This is a genomic window from Pseudomonas sp. 5P_5.1_Bac1 (assembly GCF_025466015.1).
Taxonomy (GTDB): Bacteria; Pseudomonadota; Gammaproteobacteria; order Pseudomonadales; family Pseudomonadaceae; genus Aquipseudomonas.
Genome location: NZ_JANLNX010000011.1, coordinates 54,974 through 74,112, shown reverse-complemented (window position 1 = coordinate 74,112; position 19,139 = coordinate 54,974). Strand labels below are relative to the sequence as shown.

15 protein-coding genes are annotated in these 19,139 nt (G+C 64.6%); 6 read left to right on the top strand and 9 right to left on the bottom strand.

All coding sequences use genetic code 11. The features are described from left to right. Positions 1–54: 54 nt before the first annotated feature. Positions 55–1,359, bottom strand: a complete 1,305-nt coding sequence (locus tag NTD82_RS02295; protein ID WP_262127619.1) for a phosphate ABC transporter substrate-binding/OmpA family protein — start codon at positions 1,357–1,359, stop codon at positions 55–57. A 134-nt stretch (positions 1,360–1,493) separates the two neighbouring features. After that, positions 1,494–2,306 (bottom strand): exodeoxyribonuclease III, encoded by an 813-nt coding sequence (xthA, locus tag NTD82_RS02290; protein WP_175649558.1) that lies wholly within the window; start codon positions 2,304–2,306, stop codon positions 1,494–1,496. A 169-nt stretch (positions 2,307–2,475) separates the two neighbouring features. Here xthA and NTD82_RS02285 point away from each other — a divergent pair, with 169 nt between their 5' ends. From NTD82_RS02285 to NTD82_RS02275, 3 genes are all read left to right on the top strand, one after another. Next, complete coding sequence (locus NTD82_RS02285; protein ID WP_095157233.1) at positions 2,476–3,126, top strand: GNAT family N-acetyltransferase; 651 nt, start codon at positions 2,476–2,478, stop codon at positions 3,124–3,126. A gap of 66 nt (positions 3,127–3,192) precedes the next feature. Beyond that, entirely contained in the window at positions 3,193–4,935 is a 1,743-nt protein-coding gene (locus NTD82_RS02280) for an autotransporter assembly complex protein TamA (RefSeq protein WP_262127618.1), read from the top strand. Further along, positions 4,932–8,606 (top strand): translocation/assembly module TamB domain-containing protein, encoded by a 3,675-nt coding sequence (locus NTD82_RS02275; RefSeq protein WP_262127617.1) that lies wholly within the window; start codon positions 4,932–4,934, stop codon positions 8,604–8,606. Before NTD82_RS02280 ends, NTD82_RS02275 begins: the two co-directional genes overlap by 4 nt. A 9-nt stretch (positions 8,607–8,615) precedes the next feature. Here NTD82_RS02275 and NTD82_RS02270 read toward each other — a convergent pair whose 3' ends face one another. From NTD82_RS02270 to NTD82_RS02255, 4 genes are all read right to left on the bottom strand, one after another. Then, on the bottom strand, positions 8,616–9,188 hold the full coding sequence (locus NTD82_RS02270; RefSeq protein ID WP_095157236.1) for a DUF2589 domain-containing protein: 573 nt from the start codon (positions 9,186–9,188) through the stop codon (positions 8,616–8,618). A gap of 59 nt (positions 9,189–9,247) precedes the next feature. Further along, the gene (locus NTD82_RS02265) at positions 9,248–9,886 is read right to left on the bottom strand and encodes a DUF2589 domain-containing protein (RefSeq protein WP_095157237.1); all 639 of its coding nucleotides are present in this window, start codon (positions 9,884–9,886) and stop codon (positions 9,248–9,250) included. Positions 9,887–9,955: 69 nt separating this feature from the next. After that, entirely contained in the window at positions 9,956–10,336 is a 381-nt protein-coding gene (locus tag NTD82_RS02260) for a Mor transcription activator family protein (RefSeq protein WP_262127616.1), read from the bottom strand. 304 nt (positions 10,337–10,640) lie between these two features. Next, a complete protein-coding gene (locus NTD82_RS02255; protein ID WP_262127615.1) occupies positions 10,641–11,099 on the bottom strand; it encodes a hypothetical protein in 459 nt (152 codons plus the stop codon). A 166-nt stretch (positions 11,100–11,265) separates the two neighbouring features. Between NTD82_RS02255 and NTD82_RS02250 the strand changes: the two genes are divergently transcribed. Beyond that, positions 11,266–11,454 carry a hypothetical protein gene (locus NTD82_RS02250; protein WP_095157240.1) on the top strand — a complete coding sequence of 63 codons (189 nt, stop codon included), beginning with the start codon at positions 11,266–11,268 and terminating at the stop codon, positions 11,452–11,454. Between the two features lie 41 nt (positions 11,455–11,495). On the opposite strand, the gene NTD82_RS02245 is transcribed toward NTD82_RS02250, so the two are convergent. Next, positions 11,496–11,879, bottom strand: a complete 384-nt coding sequence (locus NTD82_RS02245) for a fe2+ zn2+ uptake regulation protein (RefSeq protein ID WP_095157241.1) — start codon at positions 11,877–11,879, stop codon at positions 11,496–11,498. Between the two features lie 214 nt (positions 11,880–12,093). On the opposite strand from NTD82_RS02245, the gene NTD82_RS02240 reads away from it, so the two are divergent. Beyond that, the gene (locus NTD82_RS02240) at positions 12,094–14,409 is read left to right on the top strand and encodes an acylase (RefSeq protein ID WP_262127614.1); all 2,316 of its coding nucleotides are present in this window, start codon (positions 12,094–12,096) and stop codon (positions 14,407–14,409) included. 13 nt (positions 14,410–14,422) lie between these two features. On the opposite strand, the gene yegQ is transcribed toward NTD82_RS02240, so the two are convergent. Further along, positions 14,423–15,742 (bottom strand): tRNA 5-hydroxyuridine modification protein YegQ, encoded by a 1,320-nt coding sequence (gene yegQ / locus NTD82_RS02235; RefSeq protein WP_262127613.1) that lies wholly within the window; start codon positions 15,740–15,742, stop codon positions 14,423–14,425. 122 nt (positions 15,743–15,864) lie between these two features. Here yegQ and NTD82_RS02230 point away from each other — a divergent pair, with 122 nt between their 5' ends. Then, the gene (locus NTD82_RS02230; protein WP_095157244.1) at positions 15,865–16,929 is read left to right on the top strand and encodes an AI-2E family transporter; all 1,065 of its coding nucleotides are present in this window, start codon (positions 15,865–15,867) and stop codon (positions 16,927–16,929) included. An 18-nt stretch (positions 16,930–16,947) separates the two neighbouring features. Here NTD82_RS02230 and NTD82_RS02225 read toward each other — a convergent pair whose 3' ends face one another. Next, complete coding sequence (locus tag NTD82_RS02225; RefSeq protein ID WP_262127611.1) at positions 16,948–19,029, bottom strand: TonB-dependent receptor family protein; 2,082 nt, start codon at positions 19,027–19,029, stop codon at positions 16,948–16,950. Positions 19,030–19,139: the final 110 nt, after the last annotated feature.

The window sequence follows — 19,139 nt, the reverse complement described above, 5'->3', positions numbered from 1 at the left end:
AGCGTTACAAGGTCTTACAAGACTTTAAGAAATTTCCTTCAGCGCACCGTTCTTTCAATACACCCAGGCTTCAACCCGGCGATTGCGGATGCGGCCCTGGGTATCGGTGTTCGCCGCGACCGGCAATTCGGCGCCGAGGCCGATGACGTCGCGCAGGGTGACCTCGTGCCTGGCCAGTTCGCGGCGCACCGCCATTGCCCGCAGGCGCGACAGCAGGTCGGCGCGGCGGGCGTCGTCCTTGGCGTCGCCGAAACCCACCAGCACCACTTTGCCGTCGAGCTTGCGGTTCTGTCGCAGGTAGTCCGCCAGCCGCTCGATATCCCGCAGGGCCTTGTTGTCCAGGGTCGCGCTGCCTTCCTGGAAACGGAAATTGACCGACAGCCGCCGCGCCTCGCTGAGCAGGTGGCGATAGCGCGGCGGCAGGTCGGCCTGGGGTGGTTCGCTGAGCGGGCGCACCTGCTGGGCGACGAAGCCGTTGCTGGCGACGATGGCCTGGCCGCGCGGGCTTTGGGTGAAGTCCAGCAGCGCCTTGGCCAGGGGATTGCGTTGCGTCGGCGGCAGGTAGAAATACAGCCGCCGCGACAACGGATAGTCCTCGCTGGCGATCTGCTCGGCGCTCGGCAGCATGGCCCGCGAGGCCCCGTCGGCAACCGCCAGCACCCGCGCGCCGTGGACGGTGGTCAGGCTGCTGAAACCGATGGCCTGGCGGTCGTGGCGCACCGCTTCGGCCAACTGCTCGCCGGACTCGAAGCGCCGGGCGCTGCTGGCGAGGCGCTGGTGATGCGGGTCGAGCACCAGCGTCTTGAAGGTTTCCCAGGTGCCGGAGCGGTCGTCGCGGGCATACAACTGGATCGGCCCGCCGCCGACGCCGAGTTCTTCCCAGGTGGCGATGCGCCCGGAGAAGACCCCGGCCAGTTGCTCGGTGGTCAGTTGCGGCAGCGGATTGTCCGGATGGACCAGCACCGCCACGCCGTCCAGGGCGATGACCTGCTCGGCGTCGGCGCCGGTCAGGTTGCCCAGGGCCTGGAGTTCGGCCTGTTCGCTGTCCTTGATCGGGCGCGAGGCGGCGGCGAGGTCGGCGCTGCCGTTTTTCAGTGCGATAAAACCGGTGCTGCTGCCGTGAGCGGCGATTTCCACCCGCTGCACCTGGCCGTTGTCGTCGCGGCCCTGTACGCGCACCTCATTGGCGACGTCCGATGGCAGGGTCTCGATATTACGCAGGCCACGGTCTTCCAGCAGACCGCGCACCAGCGCAGGCGCCAGCACCGCGCCGATGGTGTTGGAGCCCTGGATGCGCAGGGTGTCGGCGGCGGCAAGGGGCGCGAGCAGAATAAGGAGAAGGGCACAGGGGCGGATCATTGCCGGCGGAGACTCTGGAAACGAAGGTTTCGGCAGATTAAGACAGGCAGGTGACCGAAAGATGACAGGTGCGGCGGAGGCTGATCGCGAGCAGATGGCCCTTGTGGGGGACCGCCATGCGGTCCCCGGATCGATCAGTTCAATTCAAGCCAGATCGGCGCGTGGTCGGAAGGTTTTTCCATCCCGCGCAACTCATAATCCACACCCGCCGCCTTGACCCGCGGCAACAGCGCGTTGGAGGTCATGATCAGGTCGATGCGCAGGCCGCGCTTGGGCTGGTCTTCGAAGCCGCGGCTGCGGTAGTCGAACCAACTGAACTGGTCCACCACTTCCGGGTGCAGGTGGCGGAAGCTGTCGGTCAGGCCCCAGTTCTTCAGGCGGGCCATCCACTCGCGCTCTTCGGGCAGGAAGCTGCACTTGCCGGTCTTCAGCCAGCGCTTGGCGTTGTCGGCGCCGATGCCGATGTCGCAGTCTTCCGGCGAGATGTTCACGTCGCCCATCACCACTACCGGCTGGTCGTTCTTGAACTGGGTTTCCAGCAGCGCCTGCAGGTCGCTGTAGAAGCGCTGCTTGGCCGGGAACTTGGTGGGGTGATCGCGGCTTTCACCTTGTGGGAAGTAGCCGTTCATGATGGTGATCGGGTTGCCATTGTCGTCGGCGAACGTGCCCCAGATGAAACGGCGCTGGGCGTCTTCTTCGTCGGTCGAGAAGCCCTTGAACAGGCTCAGTGGCGGTTTGCGCGAGAGCAGGGCGACGCCGTAATGGCCTTTCTGGCCATGGAAATGAACGTGGTAGCCGAGGGCCTGGACATCCGCCAGCGGGAACTGTTCGTCCGACACCTTGGTTTCCTGCAGGCCGATGACATCGGGCTGGTGCTTGTCGATCAACGCCGCCAATTGATGGGGCCGGGCGCGCAGGCCGTTGATGTTGAACGAGACGATCTTCATGGAAACAGGGTCCTGGGTAAAAGGCTGGATGCTAGCCGACATCGGCCTGGCCGGCCAGCGATGATGCCGTTGAAGCGGCTGTCTATACTCCAGCCCAACCAAGAAGGAACGTTGGCGCCGCCCGCATCTCAAAGAGCCATGCCCAACTGCCATCAGGAGAACCGTGACCATGCCTGAATCGACCCCCGCGCCGGCCGAAGTCCGTCTACTCGACAGTGGCTACAGCCGCGAGGCACGTTCGCTGCTCTACCACGCCTACCGCCACGAACCCACCTACGGTTACCTGTTTGAAGCCGAACGCGCCGGCTTCGACCAGCGCGTGCGGGCGCTGGTCCGCGAGCGGGTGCGTCAGCACTTCTATCAGGAGTTGCCGGCAATTGGCCTGCTGGTGGACGACCGCTTGATTGGCATCGCCCTGATCTCGCCGCCGGTACGCCGCCTGGGCGTCACCGACAGTTGGGCCTGGCGCATGCGCATGGTGTTGAGCGCCGGCTTCCGTTGCACCCGCCGCTACCTCGATTATCGCGCCGCGCTCATGGCCTGCCTGCCCGGCGACGCCGTGCATGTGCTGCCGCTGCTGGGCATTCATCCGCAGTTCCAGGGCAAGCACTACGGCGAGCAATTGCTGACGGCGGTCCACGACTGGTGCGCCGAGGATGAAAATTCCCACGGCGTGGTGCTGGATACCGGCAACGAGCATTACCTGGCGTTCTACCAGCGCCAGGGCTACCAGGAGATTGGCGAAATCGCTGTGGGACCGATCCGCGAGCATGTGTTTTTTCACCCGGGACCACAGCGGGTCGCACAGGAAAGTGCCTGACGCAGGCCCGACCCAGACGCCTTTCGGGTTCCAGCCATTCGCCAGGCTCTGGTAGCATCCGCGCCTATGACGTATTCAGGACGCTTCACCTGCGGTTTGATCCTGTGCCTGGCCAGCAGCTTCGCGGCGGCGGCACAGAGTGAGCTGGTTATCCGCATCAAACCCGCCAATAACGACCTCAAGGCCAATGTCGAGGGCTATATCGGTAGCCTCGGCGAGCGCGATGAAGAGGCGCTGCTGCGCTTCAGTCGCGGGGCCGAGGAACAGGCCCGCAAGGCCGCCCAGGCACTGGGTTACTACCAGGCGCAGATCGACAGCGAGGTGCTGCCGCCGCGCGACGATGACAAGGGCCCGCGCCTGCGTTTGAACATCGAGCCGGGCGAGCCGATCCGCCTGCGCGACGTCAGCGTGCGCATCGAAGGCCCGGCCAGCCAGCTCAAATCCTTCCGTGTCCCCGACAGCCGTGCCTTGCGCAGCGGCGAAGTGCTCAATCACGGTCACTACGAAGACGCCAAGCGGCTGATCCAGAACCAGGCGTCGCGCTACGGTTTCTTCAAGGGCCACTTCGTGCGCAACCGCCTGGCGGTGGACCCGGCTGCCGGGGTCGCGGATATCGAACTGGTCTACGACAGCGGCCCGCGCTACAGCCTGGGCCGGGTGCAGTTCGACGGCGATTCGCCGTTCGACGAAGAGCTGCTGCAACGCATGGTGCCGTTCAAGGAAGGCACGCCCTACGACTCCGAGTTGATCGCTGAACTGAACAACGCGCTGCAATCGAGCGGCTACTTCGAAGGCGTGCGGGTCGATGCCGCGCCGACCGCAGCAGTGGGCCAGAGCATTCCGGTGGATGTCCAGGTGCAGACCCGCAAGCCGCGGACCATGAGCCTGGGCCTCGGCTTCTCGACCGACGTCGGTCCGCGTGGCAAGGCCGGCTGGACGCGCCACTGGGTCAACCCGCAAGGCCACAGCTACGGCATCGAAACCGAATTGTCGGCGCCGCGGCAGAACGTCGGCCTGTGGTACGACGTGCCCCTCGACCCGCCGCTCACCGACAAGCTGCGCTATGCCGGCGGTTATCAATATGAAGAGATCGCCGGCACCGACACCCTCAGCAAGCTGCTGACCGTCGGCCCGGAATGGCACAGCAAGTTGCCCAGCGGCTGGCAGCGGGTGATTTCGTTGAAATGGCAGCGCGAAGAATATCGCCTCGGCGACGACTCCGGCCTCAGCACCCTGTTGATGCCCGGCGTCAGCTACAGCTACCTGCGCAGCGACAACCGTATCGATCCGCACAATGGCTATCGCCTGCAATTCGATGTGCGGGTGGCCAAGGAAGGGTTGCTCTCGGACACCAACCTGGTCAACGGCACCGTGCTGGTCAAGGGCCTGACCACGCTGGCGCAGAACCACCGTTTCCTCGGCCGCGTGCAGTTCGGCGGCAGCGCCACCAACGGCTACAAATCGGTGCCGCCATCGCTGCGCTTCTTCGCCGGTGGCGACCAGAGCGTGCGCGGCTACGACTACCAGACCCTGTCACCGGAGAATGGCGACGGCGACCGCATCGGTGGCCGCTACATGGTTGCCGGCAGCGCCGAGTACCAGTACCAGATCGCCGACAAATGGCGGCTGGCGACCTTCGTCGACCAGGGCAACTCCTTCAACAATCTCGACTTCCCCAGCCTCAAGACCGGCGTCGGCTTCGGCGTGCGCTGGGTTTCGCCGGTGGGCCCACTGCGCCTGGACCTGGCCAAGGCGCTGGATGACGACGGCGGTATTCGTTTGCACTTCTCGATGGGGCCGGAGCTGTGAAGCAGGTATCGAAATGGATCGCGATCAGCCTGTTCGCGCTGCTGGTCTTGCTGCTTCTGGCGCTGGGGCTGGTACTCGGCACCCAGGCCGGCAGCCGTTGGGCACTGGGCCTGGTGCCCGGGCTTGAGGTGGACGGTTTTCAGGGCACCCTCGCCCGGCAGTGGCAGGCGGAGAAGCTGGTCTGGCAGTCGGGTGGCGACCGGGTCGAACTGGTCGCGCCGCTGCTGGAGTGGACGCCCGGTTGCTTGCTGCGGCGCACCCTGTGCGTGGACAAACTGCACGCGGCGCAGGTCGAACTGACCTTCGCGCCCACCGAAACGGACCCTGACAGCGGGCCGTTGAAACTTCCCGAACTCGACCTGCCGCTGGCCATTGAACTGGGCGAAGTGCAGGTCGGCACCCTGCGTCTGGACGGCGCCGAACAGTTGAGCGGCCTGACCCTGGCGGCGCACTGGACCCGTGAAGGGCTGAAGATCGACAGCCTCGACCTCAAGCGCGAAGACCTGCACCTGACCCTTCAGGGTCTGCTGCAACCCGGCGGCGACTGGCCGTTGCAGGCCGAAGGGCAGTTGCAATTGCCGGCAGTGGACGGCCAGGCCTGGAACCTGGCGTTGCAGGTCAAGGGCGAACTGCAGAAGAGCCTGGACCTGCAAGCCGATAGCAGCGGCTATCTGCAAGGTCGCCTCAGCGGCCAGTTGCAGCCGCTGGCCGACAACCTGCCGGCGCAAGTGCGCCTGAGCGCCACCGGCTTCAAGGCGCTGGGCAGCCTGCCGGACACCCTGCGTTTCGAGCAGTTGGAACTCACCGCCCACGGGGACCTCAAGGCCGGCTATCAACTGATCGGTGCGGGCAACCTGGCGGCGGAGCAGGGGCCGATCAACCTGGCCCTGCGCGGACGGGTCGATGCCAAGGGCGCCGAAGTGGCGGCCCTCGACCTGACCGCCACCCCGGCGCAACGCCTGGGTCTGACCGCCAGCGCCAACTGGGAGCAAGCCCTGACGGCCAGCGCCACCCTCGACTGGCAGGACTTTCCCTGGCTGCGCCTCTATCCGTTGGAGCAGCCTCCGCAAGTGCAGTTGTACCGGCTCAAGGCCCAGGTGCAGTACCGCGATGGCAACTACGAAGGTGATTTCAACGGCGACCTCGACGGCCCGGCTGGCGCGTTCAAAGTCAGCAGTCCGTTCAAGGGCGACCTCGGCAAGATCAGCCTGCCGCAGCTCGCACTGGAAGCAGGCCAGGGCAAGGCGGCCGGCAGTGTCAGCGTCGCCTTCGCCAATGGCGTGGCGTGGGATGCGGCGCTGGATCTCTCGGACCTGAACCCTGCGTATTGGCTGGCGGAGATGCCCGGCACCCTGGGCGGACCGCTGCGTAGCAAAGGCGAGTTGAAGAACGAAAAACTCAGCCTCAATGCCGACCTCGACCTCAAGGGCCGACTGCGTGGCCAACCGGCGGTGTTGCAGCTCAAGGCCGAAGGCGCGGGCGAGCAGTGGACCTTGGGAACCCTGCAATTACGCCTGGGTGACAACCAGGTCATCGGCAGTGGCAGCCTGCAACAGCGCCTCGCCGGGCAGATCGACCTCAACCTGCCGCGTCTCGGCCAGCTCTGGCCGCAATTGCAGGGGCAGATCAAGGGCCGCGTCGATGTGGCGGGCACCCTCAAGGCGCCGCAAGGGCAGTTGAAGCTGCAAGGGCAACAACTGGCCCAGGCGGAAAACCGTCTGCAGATCCTCAACCTCGACGCTCGCCTGGACAGCAACCAGAAAGCCTTGATCGACCTCAGCGCCAGCGGCATTCGCGCCGGCGAGACGGCGCTCGGCACGTTGACCGCCAAGGGCCAGGGCGACATCCGCCAACAGCAGTTGCAACTGGCGCTGGACGGGCCGCAGCTCAAGCTCGACCTGGGCCTGGATGGCCAACTGGACAAGGGCAACTGGCGCGGCCGCCTGGCCTCGGGCGAGATTCGCGCCGGTGGTCAGGACTGGCGCCTGCAAGCGCCGGCGAAACTGCAGCGGCTGGCGAATGGGCAGATCGATTTCGGCACCCATTGCTGGCGGTCCGGGCAGGCCAGCCTGTGTGGCGACGAGCAGCGCCTGGCGCCGGAGCCGCGGATTCGCTACCACCTCAAGCAATTCCCCCTCGACAGCCTGGCGCAATGGCTGCCCAAGGACTTCGCCTGGCAGGGCCAGCTCAACGCCGATATCAATCTCGACCTGCCGGCCAGCGGGCCGAAAGGCACGGTGCAGGTGGATGCCAGTGGCGGCACCCTGCGTATCCGCGAGAAGGGGCAGTGGGTTGATTTCCCGTACCAGAGCCTGCGTCTGGACAGCACGTTGGGCCCACGTCGGGTCGATACCCGCCTGGATTTTCGCGGTGGACGCCTGGGTGAGTTGAGCCTGTCGGCGCGCATCGATCCGCTGGCGCGCAACAAGCCGCTGAGCGGCGAGTTCCGTTTGAGCGGTCTGGATCTGGCGGTGGCGCGGCCGTTCGTGCCGATGGTCGAGCGGCTGGCCGGGCAACTGAATGGCAGCGGGCAGATTTCCGGCACGCTGCTGGCGCCGCTGGTCAACGGTAACCTGGTGTTGTCGGGGGGCGAGGTCGGCGGGGCGGAATTGCCGATCAGCCTGCGCGAGCTGACGGTGCGGGCGTTGATCGCGGGCGAGCAGGTTCAACTCACGGGCGACTGGCGCAGTGGCGAAGCCGGGCAAGGCCGGCTGAGTGGCGAGATCGGCTGGGGCCGGGCCCTGGCGGTGGGCCTGGCGCTGCAGGGGCAGCGTCTGCCGGTCAACGTCGAACCTTACGCCGCCCTCGAAGTGGCGCCTGACCTCAAGATCAGCCTGCAGGGCGAGCGGCTGGCGATCAGCGGCAAGGTGCTGGTGCCCAAGGGCAAGATCACGGTGCGCGATCTGCCGCCGTCCACCGTCAAGGTCTCCGAGGACACGGTGATCGTTGGTCATCAGACCGAGGAAGGTAAAGCGCCGATGGCCGTGGCGATGGACATCGATGTCCAGGTGGGCCAGGAAAAACTCTCGTTCAGCGGCTTCGGCCTGACCGCCAATCTGCTCGGTCATGTGCATATCGGCGACAACCTCGATACCCGTGGCGAACTGAGCCTGTCCGATGGCCGCTACCGCGCCTATGGCCAGCGCCTGACCATCCGCCGCGCGCGTCTGCTGTTCGCCGGGCCGATCGACCAGCCGTATCTGGATATCGAAGCGATCCGCAAGACCGATGACGTGATTGCCGGGATCCGCCTCAGCGGCAGCGCCGAACAACCCACCACCCAAGTGTTCTCCGAGCCGGCCATGAGCCAGGAACAGGCCTTGTCGTATCTGGTGTTGGGGCGTCCGCTGAGTACCACCGGCGAAGACAACAACATGTTGGCGCAAGCGGCATTGGGACTGGGCCTGGCGGGGAGTGCGGGGATCACCGGCAGTCTGGCGTCGAGCCTGGGCATCGATGACTTCCAGCTCGACACCGAAGGCAGCGGCAACACCACCAGCGTGGTGGCCAGCGGCAACCTGACCGAAAAACTGAGCCTGCGCTACGGCGTGGGGGTGTTCGAACCGGCCAACACCATCGCCTTGCGCTACATGCTCAGCAAGCGTTTGTACCTGGAAGCGGCCAGCGGCGTGGCCAGCTCCCTGGATCTGTTCTACAAGCGGGACTTCTGAGGCGGCGGGTCAACGCACGGTGGCGGCGTCGATGAACTCGTTGCTGGAAGGCGGGCGGTCGTCGGGCAGGGCGGCCCGGCGCGAGGGCGAGATGAGGTGGGTGTATTCCTCGATCAGCCGGTTCAGTGCCTCCGGTGGCTCACAGGCGTGGAACTGCATGCGGATCTGCACCTCGTCGGGGTCGCGGGCCTCGCCCTGGCGTTTGGTCTGTTGCCCGACCTTGACGAAAAAACGCTGATGGCGGGCTTCCGGGCACTGGTCCGCGGCCGGCCGGGTGTTCTGGATCTTCACTGACAGGTCGACCTGCATCCGCTCCAGCGCCAGCCCGCGCGGCGCGACCAGGGCGATCAAGGGGATCTTCAGGCTGTGCTGGTCGTCCACCGCCACTTCCACCATCTTCGCCTTCATCGGTGTGCCCAGGGCTTCGGGGTCGTAGTCGAAAAACTGGTCGAACAACCTGATGTATTGCTGGGCGATCAGGCTGGTGGTGGCGGACGCGGCTTCTTGCAGGCCGCGCGTGATGTCGCACAGGTCACTCGACGCGATCGGTTCCTTGGGGGGCGTTTGATCCACGGGCAGCATTCCTCAGCGGGATGAAAGGATGCCCCGCCGGTGAGGGCGGGGCGGTCGGGGCGAGGTGTTCAGGCCGTCTGCTGGTCCGGCGCCGGCAGTTTGTTGTCGTCGGGCAGCGCCTCGGGGCTGCGGGCTTCGGTGTTGGGCAGGGTGATGGGTTTGGTGGCGGCGTCGGTGAGGAAGTCGATGACCCGCATCAGCGCCTCCGGCGGGTCCTGGCGCCGGACTTTGGTGCTGACGGCGTAGCGGGCGCGGGTGTCGGTCTTGCGGGTCTGCGTGGACTTGTGGCTGACCTGGCCGCGTACGTCCACCTTGAACGGCCCCCAACCCAGTGAGGCGCCAAACTCGGCAGAGCCGGCGGTTTCACTGGTGTTTTCCGCTTGCTGGCTGACGGTCAGTTCGAAGTCGATGGTGCCTTCTTCCACCACGATGTTCGGGTGGGCGACGGCGGCCAGCAGCGGGATCTGCATCTTGCGCGACACGGTGCCTTTGTAGACGCCTTGCTCATCAGTGAGGGCTTCGTCGTAGTCGAACTGGATGGCGACGGCCTTGCCGTCCTTGATGCAGACCCCCATGAGGAAGTCCGCGTAGGATTTGCTGGCGGTGACCTGGGCCTGGATCATGGCTTGCAGCGGGCCGGAGATCATGCGGTCGAGGGGGAGTGCGTTCATTACAGAGCCGATGAGGCCGCTGTCGAGAGTTGCCATTCAAGAGTTCCTTTTCTCGAAGTGCGCGGGATTGCGCGGGTTATCGGTGATGGGCCGGCAGGTTGTCGGTCAGCGCTGGAGGGCATCCTGTCGGCGGATGTTGCCGATCTGGCGCAGGCTCAGGCCGTATTTGTTCGCCAGTACGCTGCGTGACAGGCCGTTGGAGCTTTCCTCCTGAATCTGTTGGTTGCGCAGTTGGCGGTTGAAGTGATCGCACTTGGGAATTTCCAGGGCCATGCCGCCGTAGCGCTTGATCAGCGCTTCAAGGGCGTCGACCGGGAGAATTTCCGCCAGCGAGGTGCGTTCGAGGTGCTTGGGAATGTACTTGGGGCGCCCGCCGTAAATGCTGGTGAGGCGGTAAGCATGTTCGATGCCGATACAGTCAATGAGCATTTGCAGTGATTGCGGAAGTTGCCCGATGTCGATTCGCTTCAGTTCACAGGATTGCATGATGACTTCCTTGTTGTTGGCGTGGTGAGCAAAGGGCCACCGTGTCGGGCCATGCAGGGCTTGAATATCCGTGCCAAGCGAAGAGCGATCGAGCACTGGACTGGGCAGGTGGCGTGAGGTCGATTCTCGATCAGCCGAACCGGGGTCGCTAGGTATCAAGCAGGTCAGCGACGGTAGCCAACGAGTCAAAGAACTGTAAGTTTCATGATCGCCGGTGGTAGGCAGAACCTCTGCTTCGAGATTCCAGCCGTTGTGGTTCGGCGTCACCGCCGCGCAACACGCCACATGTGTTGGCAAAGCTCACTCAGGGACAAGGTTGGCTGACAAGCAGGCTGACCTGACCCATATGCGGCGCCATGGAGGCCTCATGGAGCTCCGGCAGGGTGCGCCAGTCGACCCACAGGCAGATGGCGCTGAGCGGGGTGCCGCTGAGCATGCCCACCACTTGCGGCTGGAAGTCGCGGCGATAGCGCACCTGGGTGGATTTTGCGGCGTCGGCGCTGTCGGCCTGGCGCAGGGTGGTCTTCACCAGCTCGGCGACCTGCGGTTGGGGGAGGGTGAAGTGGGCCATCTCGCCCGGGCTCAGGTGGCCGGCGGCGCGGGTGCGTTGCCAGAGTTGCTGCCACTGGCTGCTGCCGGCGCCATGGGCCAGGGTGGCACCGAGGGACAGCAAGGCGGATTCGGGGAGTTTTTCAGTGTTCAGCGCGTGGGCACCGAGGCTGGTGGCCAGCGTGAGGCTGCCAAGCAGAAGGCGGATGGACATGGGAGGGTCGGCTCGCTGGAGAGGGCGCAGTGCCCGGAGCCACGCATGCTTTCAGGTACGGGGGGTGTAAAAAACCGGGAAAACATCCTCGGGGCGAAAGCGGCGTTGTATCATGGCGCCCGGCCAGTTCCGGGCCGTCACCACAGTTTGTCGCAAGGATTTACCAATGACTCAACGGCAACGCCTCAAATACTCGATCCTGATGACCCTGATCCTGCTGGGCGCCATGCTGGGGATGTCCTGGCTGCAGAAGCAAGGCGTGATCACCGAGCAGTTGTTCCAGTACCTGGCCATGGGCCTGGCGGTGATCTTCGTGGTCATCAACGGCATCATGCGCCGCAAGGTCAAACCCTGACGGAAGTCGAGCAGGGCGGCCGGCTTGCGCCGGCCGGTCGCTCAGCGGTTTTGTTCCAGGACGGCGCGGGCCTGGGGGTTGAGGCTGTAGCACTTGTCGCTGCCCATGTTGATCACGCCTTCCACGCACAGGCGCTTGAGCACCTCGCGCACACTGAGGAAGGACAGCGGAATATCCAGCTTCTCCAGTTGGCTGTGGATGCCGCGCACGCCGATGCTGCGACCGTCACGGTCAGCCATGTGCAAGGCGTCGATGACTTTGAGCCGGATCAGGCTGGTGCGCAGGCCGAAGACCCGCAGCAGTTCGCGGATCTGCTCGTTGCCCGCGCGTTCCTCGGTTTCCGGGGCTTCGCTCTTGACCTGTAGCGGGGCGTTGACCTTGCGTCTGTAACGCAGCGGTTGAACCGGTTGTTGTTGGTTGTACATTCGAAAAAACTCCCTTTCCAGAGCCTGTCTGTCCTGCGTTCAAAAATGACGCTCTCACCCTATAAGACGAATGAGCGCGGCAAATCTGCAACTTTTCGGAAAAAAAATTCCGCGTTCCTACCTGTAACGAAGCAAAGCCCCCTTTACCGTAAATTTTTCATGTGAGCTTCGTTCATTCAGGATGCCCCTTGATCCTGATCCGGCTGGAGTTCGCGTGATCACCATTGCATCCCTCCCCAAACTTTGCCTGGCCACACTGCTCGTCGGCTTCGGTCTTTCGGCCCAGGCCCGGGATGTCCCGGACGACATCCACGCGGAAATCCGTCGCACCACCTTTGGCGTGCCGCACATCCTCGCCAGCGACGACCGCAGCCTGGGCTACGGCATCGGCTACGCCTACGGGCAGGACAACCTCTGCCTGCTGGCCAATGAAGTGCTGACGGTCAATGGCCAGCGCTCGCGCTACTTCGGGCCGCAACAGCGCACCCTCGAACAGCGGGAAAACCTCACCAGCGACCTGTTTTTCACCTGGCTCAACACGCCGACCTCCGTGTCGGCGTTCTGGCAGGCGCAGCCGGCGCCGATCCAGGCGTTGCTGAAGGGTTACGCCAAGGGCTTCAACCGCGCGCTCGCCGAGCGCACCGCCCAGGGCCTGCCGGAGGAATGCCGGCAGGCGCAATGGTTGCGGCCGATCACGGCCTTCGATCTGGTCAAGCTGACCCGGCGCCTGCTGGTGGAAGGTGGGGTCGGCCAGTTCGCGGAAGCGGTGGTGGGGGCGAAGCCGCCGACGGTTGCGGCGCAGCGTGGCACCCACGAATTCCACCTGGCCATGGAACGTCAGCAGCGCTTTGCCCTTGAGCGCGGCAGCAACGCCGTGGCCGTTGGCCGTGAGCGTTCGGCCACGGGGCGCGGCATGCTGCTGGCCAACCCGCATTTCCCTTGGGGCGGCGGCATGCGTTTCTATCAGATGCACCTGACCGTGCCCGGCCAGCTCGATGTGATGGGCGCCGCGCTGCCGGGGCTGCCGGTCATCAATATCGGTTTCAACCAGCACCTGGCCTGGACCCACACCGTCGATGCCTCGCGCCACTTCACCCTGCACCGCCTGCAACTGGACCCGAAAGACCCGACTCGTTACCTGCTGGATGGGCAATCGTTGCCGCTGGACCGGCAGCAACTGAGCGTCACCGTCAAAGGCGCGGATGGCCAGTTGAGCACGGTGACCCGCGAATTGTTCAGCAGCCGTTTCGGCCCTGTGGTCCAGTGGCCCGGCCGCCTGGACTGGACCTCGCAGGTTGCCTTCAGCCTGCGGGATGCCAACCTCGATAACACCCGCGTGCTGCAGCAATGGCACGCGATCAACCAGGCGGACAGCCTGGCCGCGTTGCAGGACTCGGTGCAGCGTTTGCAGGGTATTCCGTGGGTCAACACGCTGGCCACCGATGGGGCCGGGCAGACCCTGTACATGAATTTCTCGGTTGTGCCCTACGTCGATACCGAATTGCTGGGCCGCTGCAGCGATCCGGCGGCCGGGCTGGAAATGATCGTCCTCGATGGTTCGCGCAGCGCGTGCAACTGGAAGGTCGATGCGCGCGCGGCGCAGCCGGGGATTTTCCCGGCGCAGATGCAACCGCACCTGAGCCGCGCGGACTTCGTCCAGCACTCCAACGACACCGCCTGGCTGGCCAACCCGGCTGAGCCGCTGACCGGCTTCTCGCCGCTGATCAGCCGCGACAGCCTGCCGCTCGGGCCGCGCAGCCGTTTCGCCCTGACCCGTCTGGAGCAGCCCGGCAAGCTCGACGCGCAAGACCTCAAGCAGATGGTCATGGACGACCAGGTCTATCTGGCCGACGTGCTGTTGCCTGATTTGCTGAAGTGGTGTGCCGGCGAGCGCGATGACGCTTCGTTGAAAGCCGTCTGCGACAGCCTGGCGGGTTGGGACCGGCGCGCCAATCTGGAGAGCGGGCTGGGCCTGGTGCATTTCCAGTCGATCATGCAGGCATTGCAGAAACAGGGCGGGTTCTGGCGCGTGCCGTTCAACCCGGCCGATCCTTGGTACACCCCGCGTGGCCTGGCTTACGAGCGTGCCGATGTCGCGGCGAAACTGCGAGACGCACTACGCGCCTCGGCGCAGCAAGTGGCCCAGGCCGGGCTCGCTGACGAACGTCAATGGGGGCAGATTCAGCAGGCCGCCGACGGCACACCGATCCATGGCGGCCCGGCCAACCTCGGCGTGTACAACGCGATCCAGAGTGTCGAAGTGGCGCCGGGCAAGCGCTTGGTGGTCAGCGGCACCAGTTACCTTCAGTTGGTGACTTTCGACGACAAGGGCCCGAACGCCCAGGGGCTGCTGGTGTTCTCCCAGTCCAGCGAGGCCGCTTCGCCCCATGGCAGTGACCAGACCCGCGCGTTTTCGGCCAAGCAGTGGTACCCGACGCCGTTCACCGAAGCGCAGATCAAGGCCGATCCGCAGTACCGCTCCCTGGTGATCCGCGCTACGGACAGCGCCGACATGGCGGCCCAGCGCTAACCGCAAAGCGCGGTCAGTTGCTGACGTCGCGCATCAGCAGGGCGTAGGCCAGGTCTGCCTGCTCCGGCACGGGCAGGTAGACCGTGTGGCCGTCACCGGGCGCGACCTCGATCGGCTTGCCCTGGCGGTCACGCAGGTCGGCCAGGTCGAAGTGGAAGTTGCCGCCCGGCGTCATCAACTCCAGGTGATCGCCCAGGGCGAAGCGGTTCTTCACCTGGACCTCCGCGAGGCCGTTGACCCGCTCCCCGGTGAGTTCGCCGACGAACTGCTGGCGGTCCGACACCGAGTTGCCGCGCTGATAGTTCTGATACTCGTCATGCACATGCCGGCGCAGGAAACCTTCGGTGTAGCCGCGCTGGGCCAGTGATTCCAGATCCAGCATCAGCGAGCGGTCGAATTCGCGGCCGGCCACCGCGTCGTCGATGGCCTGGCGATACACCTGGGTGGTGCGGGCGCAGTAGAAGTGCGACTTGGTCCGGCCCTCGATCTTCAGCGAATGCACGCCCATGCGGGTCAGACGCTCGACGTGCTGCACCGCGCGCAAGTCCTTGGCGTTCATGATGTAGGTGCCGTGTTCGTCTTCGAACGCCGGCATGTCTTCGCCCGGACGGTTGCTCTCCTGCAAAACGAACACCTGCTCGGTGGGCGCGCCGATACCCAGGGTCGGGTCGACTTCGCGGACGATGTCCCCGGTTTCGTTCTCGGTGGCCTCCGTCGCGGTGTATTTCCAGCGGCAGGCGTTGGTGCAACTGCCCTGGTTGGCGTCGCGGCGGTTCATGTAGCCCGACAGCAGGCAACGGCCGGAGTAGGCCATGCACAGCGCGCCGTGGACGAACACTTCCAGCTCCATTTCCGGCACCTGCTGACGGATTTCCCCGATCTCTTCCAGAGACAGTTCCCGCGACAGGATCACCCGGGTCAGACCCATGCTTTTCCAGAACCTCACGCTGGCCCAGTTCACCGTGTTGGCTTGCACCGAGAGGTGAATCGGCATCTGCGGGAAGTGCTCGCGGACCAGCATGATCAGCCCGGGATCGGACATGATCAGCGCGTCCGGGGCCATGGCGATCACCGGCTCCAGGTCCTTGAGAAAGGTCTTCAGCTTGGCGTTGTGCGGGGCGATGTTGACCACCACGTAGAACTGCTTGCCCTGGGCCTGGGCTTCCTTGATGCCGAGGGCGAGGTTCGCATGGTCGAACTCGTTGTTGCGCACCCGCAGGCTGTAGCGCGGCTGGCCGGCATAGACCGCATCGGCACCATAGGCAAAGGCGTAGCGCATGTTCTTCAGGGTGCCGGCGGGGGCGAGCAGTTCGGGTTTGGTCAGGTTGGTCATGATCAGGTCGGGGCAAAAGGCGCGGATGCTACCCCAACGCCTCTTCGGATTTATTGATCTGGAGCAACGGCACTTTCTCCTTGGCGCCGCGCACTAATGCTCAGAGTGCTAAAGGAGTGGACATGAACGAAACGGCCGTACAACGAAAAACCCTTATCGGGTTACTGGTGCTGGTGACCCTGGCCTTTATCTGGATTCTCCTGCCGTATTACGGCGCGGTGTTCTGGGCGGTGATCCTCGGCATTCTCTTCGCGCCGATGCAGCGCCGGCTGCTGCTGCGCTTCAATCAGCGGCGCAATGTGGCGGCGGCGCTGACCTTGTTGACCTGCCTGCTGATCGCGGTGTTGCCGATGATCATCGTCAGTGGCCTGCTGGTGCAGGAAGGCTCGTCGCTGTACAAGCGCATCGAAAGCGGTGAGCTGGATATCGCCGCGAATGTCGAGCGGTTCAAGGACATGCTGCCGCATGTCGCCCAGCGCACGCTGGAACGTATGGGCATGGGCGACCTGGAAGGGCTGCGGGACAAGACTGCCAAGGGCGCGCTGCAGGGCAGTCAGTTCTTCGCCAGCCAGGCTTACAGTTTTGGTCAGAGCACTTTCGAACTGATGGTGAGCCTCGGAGTGATGCTCTACCTGCTGTTTTTCTTCCTGCGTGATGGGGCCGAGCTGGTACGCAAGATTCGCCAGGCCATCCCGTTGGCCGAGCAGCAGAAGCGCCGTCTGCAACTGAAGTTCAACCGGGTGGTGCGGGCGACGGTCAAGGGCAACCTGCTGGTGGCCATAGCCCAAGGAGCGCTGGGTGGCCTGATTTTCTGGGTGCTGGATGTGCCGAGTCCGTTGCTCTGGGCGGTGCTGATGGCGTTTCTGTCGCTGTTGCCGGCAGTGGGGGCGGGGATCGTCTGGGCGCCGGTGGCGGTGTATTTCCTGCTCAGCGGCGCGGTCTGGCAAGGGGTGGTGCTGACGGTGTTTGGCGTCGGGGTGATCGGGTTGGTGGACAATCTGCTGCGCCCGTTGCTGGTGGGCAAGGACACGCGGATGCCTGACTACCTGGTGCTGGTGTCCACGCTGGGCGGGCTGGCGGTGTTCGGCCTTAACGGTTTTGTCATTGGGCCGTTGATTGCGGCGCTGTTTGTGTCCAGTTGGGGTATTTACAGCGAGACCCGGCCTCAGGTGCAGTTGCCGCCTTGAGGCCGTGAGCCGGATTTTTCAGCGGAAACTGTAGGAGATACCCGCGTAGACGCCGAATCCTTCGCCCGGCACCGAGCGCGCCACATCGGCGCCTCTGTCGTTGTAGCCCGGAACAACGATGGCCGCGTAACGCTTGTTGGTCAGGTTGCGCAGGTCCAGCCAGGTCTGCCAGTCCTGTTTCGGCGCGTTGTAACCGACGGTGGCGCCGAGCAGGGCGTAGGCGTCGGCGTTGTAGCTGTTGGCGTAGTCGACCTGGACCTTCGATGCCATTTGGGTATTCAGCCCGGCATAGAACCCGCTCGGCAGGTCAAAGCGCAGCTCGGCCTGGTAGTAATGCATCGGGATGCCGGGCAGACGGTTGTCGCCGAAGACCTTGTCGTCGCGGTAGTGGAAGTCGCTGAAGGTGTAGGCCTGGCGCAGCGAGAGTTTGCCGACCGCGGGGCGTTCCCAGAGCGGGCTGTCGAGGGAGGCCTCGACGCCTTGGTGGGTGGTCGGGCTGGCGTTGAATTCGCCGACGATTGCCGCGGTTGTCTGGGTTGCCGCCTGGGTTTCCACGGCCAGCAATTCGTGGCGGACCTTGGCGTAATACCACGCCAGATCCCAACGCCCCAGATCCGAATCGCCACGGGCACCCAACTCCAGGGTGGTCGCGGTCTGGTTCTGCATTTCGATCGGCTGGGTCTGGGTCGGTGCACTCCAGATCAGTGACCACGGGTGCGGCGGTTCCACTGAGCGGCTCAGGTTGCCGTACAGTTGCAGCGCCGGGCTGAGGTCGTAGCGCAAGCCGAGGCGCGGCGCGTAGTCCCAGTCATGTTGGCTGACCTTGCCGCCGGAAACCGGGAAGGTAACGTCGCTCTCGCGACGGGTGTAGATCGCCGCCAGACCGCTGGTCAGCCACAGGTCTGGGATCAGTTCCAGTTCGTTGCCGATATGCAGGACGGTATCCGAGCCCTGGTAGGTGAAATCGCGGGTTTTCGCACCGAATACGCCGTTCACTCGCGAGTATTGCGACGCGCCGCTATTGGGCAGGTGCTTGGTGGTGCGCCAGCCAATCGTGGTTTTGCTCTCATGTCCGAACAGGGTATGGCGGCGCTGATAATTCAGGGTGCCGCTGACGTCGGTGTAGGCGACCTTCAGACGCATCGGACCTTCACGCAGATCCATCGGATAGTCGTGATAGACAAGGCCTGCTTCCAGTTGCGAATCGTCATCGAGATAGAAGGTGGTCTTGTTGCCCAGCCAGGTACTGCCCGGCTGCGGACGGCTGTCGTCGCGGGTCAGGTACGCCGGGTTGGCGGCACGCGGGTGATGCTTGATCTGGTCCTGGGTCAGGCGTCCGGCCAGGTCGTTCTCGGTTTCCCGGTAACGCAGGTAAAAGCGCGTTTCCAAATTGGGGTTGAAGCGATAACCGACGTTCGCGGCGATGCCTTTGCTGCTGCCGCTGCTGTGGTCCTGATAGCCGTCGTACTCCGAGTCGGTGAGGGCGACGTAATAGTCGAGGTCGCCCAGCACCTGGCCGGAACTGATCTGGCGCTTCATGTAGCCGCGGCTGCCGGCTTCGTAACGCAGTTGCAGTGGCACTGCGTCATGGCCGGTGTGGGTCACGTAGTTGATCGCGCCGCCCAGGGCCAGGGCGCCGCGGTCGAAACCGTTGGCCCCCCGCAAGACTTCGGCGCGGCTCAGCCAGAGCGGTTCGAACAGTTCGTAGGGTGTGCCGCCCGGCCCGGTCAGTGGCAGACCGTCGAACATCACATAGGTGCCGGAGCCATGGGCGCCCGGTGCGCGGTTGATCCCCGAGCCTCGGATCGACAGCTTGATGCCGTCGTTGCCGGCGGACTGGGCGAACACCCCGGGCTGGTAGGCCAGCACATCCTGGTTGCTGGCGACCCGGCCTTGTTCGACCCGGCTCATGTCCACCAGGTTGGTCCCGCCCGGCACTTCCCGCAGGCGCTCTTGCGCGGCGTGCAACTCGTCCTGTTGTTTTTCCTGGATCACCACCTGGCCCAGTTCGACGGTATCAGCGGCCTGGACGGCGGTGCCGCCAGCGAGGCTCAGGCCAAGCAGGTACAGGGAGGAATGCAGGAACAAAGGGGAAGGCATCTTACAGCTCCAACGGATTTGGTCTGGCAGGCAATGTGAGATCAGACGAACGAAAGCCCTGTGAAATCACCACAATCTTCCGCTTTCGAGGCAGGACTTTCCCTCGCTGA

What these genes read in the sequence shown, in the direction of transcription:
- NTD82_RS02225 (WP_262127611.1), bottom strand. Translation starts at nt 19,029, where the DNA reads ATGCCTTCCCCTTTGTTCCTGCATTCCTCCCTGTACCTGCTTGGCCTG.
- NTD82_RS02245 (WP_095157241.1), bottom strand. Translation starts at nt 11,879, where the DNA reads ATGTACAACCAACAACAACCGGTTCAACCGCTGCGTTACAGACGCAAG.
- NTD82_RS02285 (WP_095157233.1), top strand. Translation starts at nt 2,476, where the DNA reads ATGCCTGAATCGACCCCCGCGCCGGCCGAAGTCCGTCTACTCGACAGT.
- NTD82_RS02230 (WP_095157244.1), top strand. Translation starts at nt 15,865, where the DNA reads ATGAACGAAACGGCCGTACAACGAAAAACCCTTATCGGGTTACTGGTG.
- NTD82_RS02295 (WP_262127619.1), bottom strand. Translation starts at nt 1,359, where the DNA reads ATGATCCGCCCCTGTGCCCTTCTCCTTATTCTGCTCGCGCCCCTTGCC.
- xthA (WP_175649558.1), bottom strand. Translation starts at nt 2,306, where the DNA reads ATGAAGATCGTCTCGTTCAACATCAACGGCCTGCGCGCCCGGCCCCAT.
- NTD82_RS02265 (WP_095157237.1), bottom strand. Translation starts at nt 9,886, where the DNA reads ATGGCAACTCTCGACAGCGGCCTCATCGGCTCTGTAATGAACGCACTC.
- NTD82_RS02280 (WP_262127618.1), top strand. Translation starts at nt 3,193, where the DNA reads ATGACGTATTCAGGACGCTTCACCTGCGGTTTGATCCTGTGCCTGGCC.
- NTD82_RS02255 (WP_262127615.1), bottom strand. Translation starts at nt 11,099, where the DNA reads ATGTCCATCCGCCTTCTGCTTGGCAGCCTCACGCTGGCCACCAGCCTC.
- NTD82_RS02250 (WP_095157240.1), top strand. Translation starts at nt 11,266, where the DNA reads ATGACTCAACGGCAACGCCTCAAATACTCGATCCTGATGACCCTGATC.
- NTD82_RS02270 (WP_095157236.1), bottom strand. Translation starts at nt 9,188, where the DNA reads ATGCTGCCCGTGGATCAAACGCCCCCCAAGGAACCGATCGCGTCGAGT.
- NTD82_RS02260 (WP_262127616.1), bottom strand. Translation starts at nt 10,336, where the DNA reads ATGCAATCCTGTGAACTGAAGCGAATCGACATCGGGCAACTTCCGCAA.
- yegQ (WP_262127613.1), bottom strand. Translation starts at nt 15,742, where the DNA reads ATGACCAACCTGACCAAACCCGAACTGCTCGCCCCCGCCGGCACCCTG.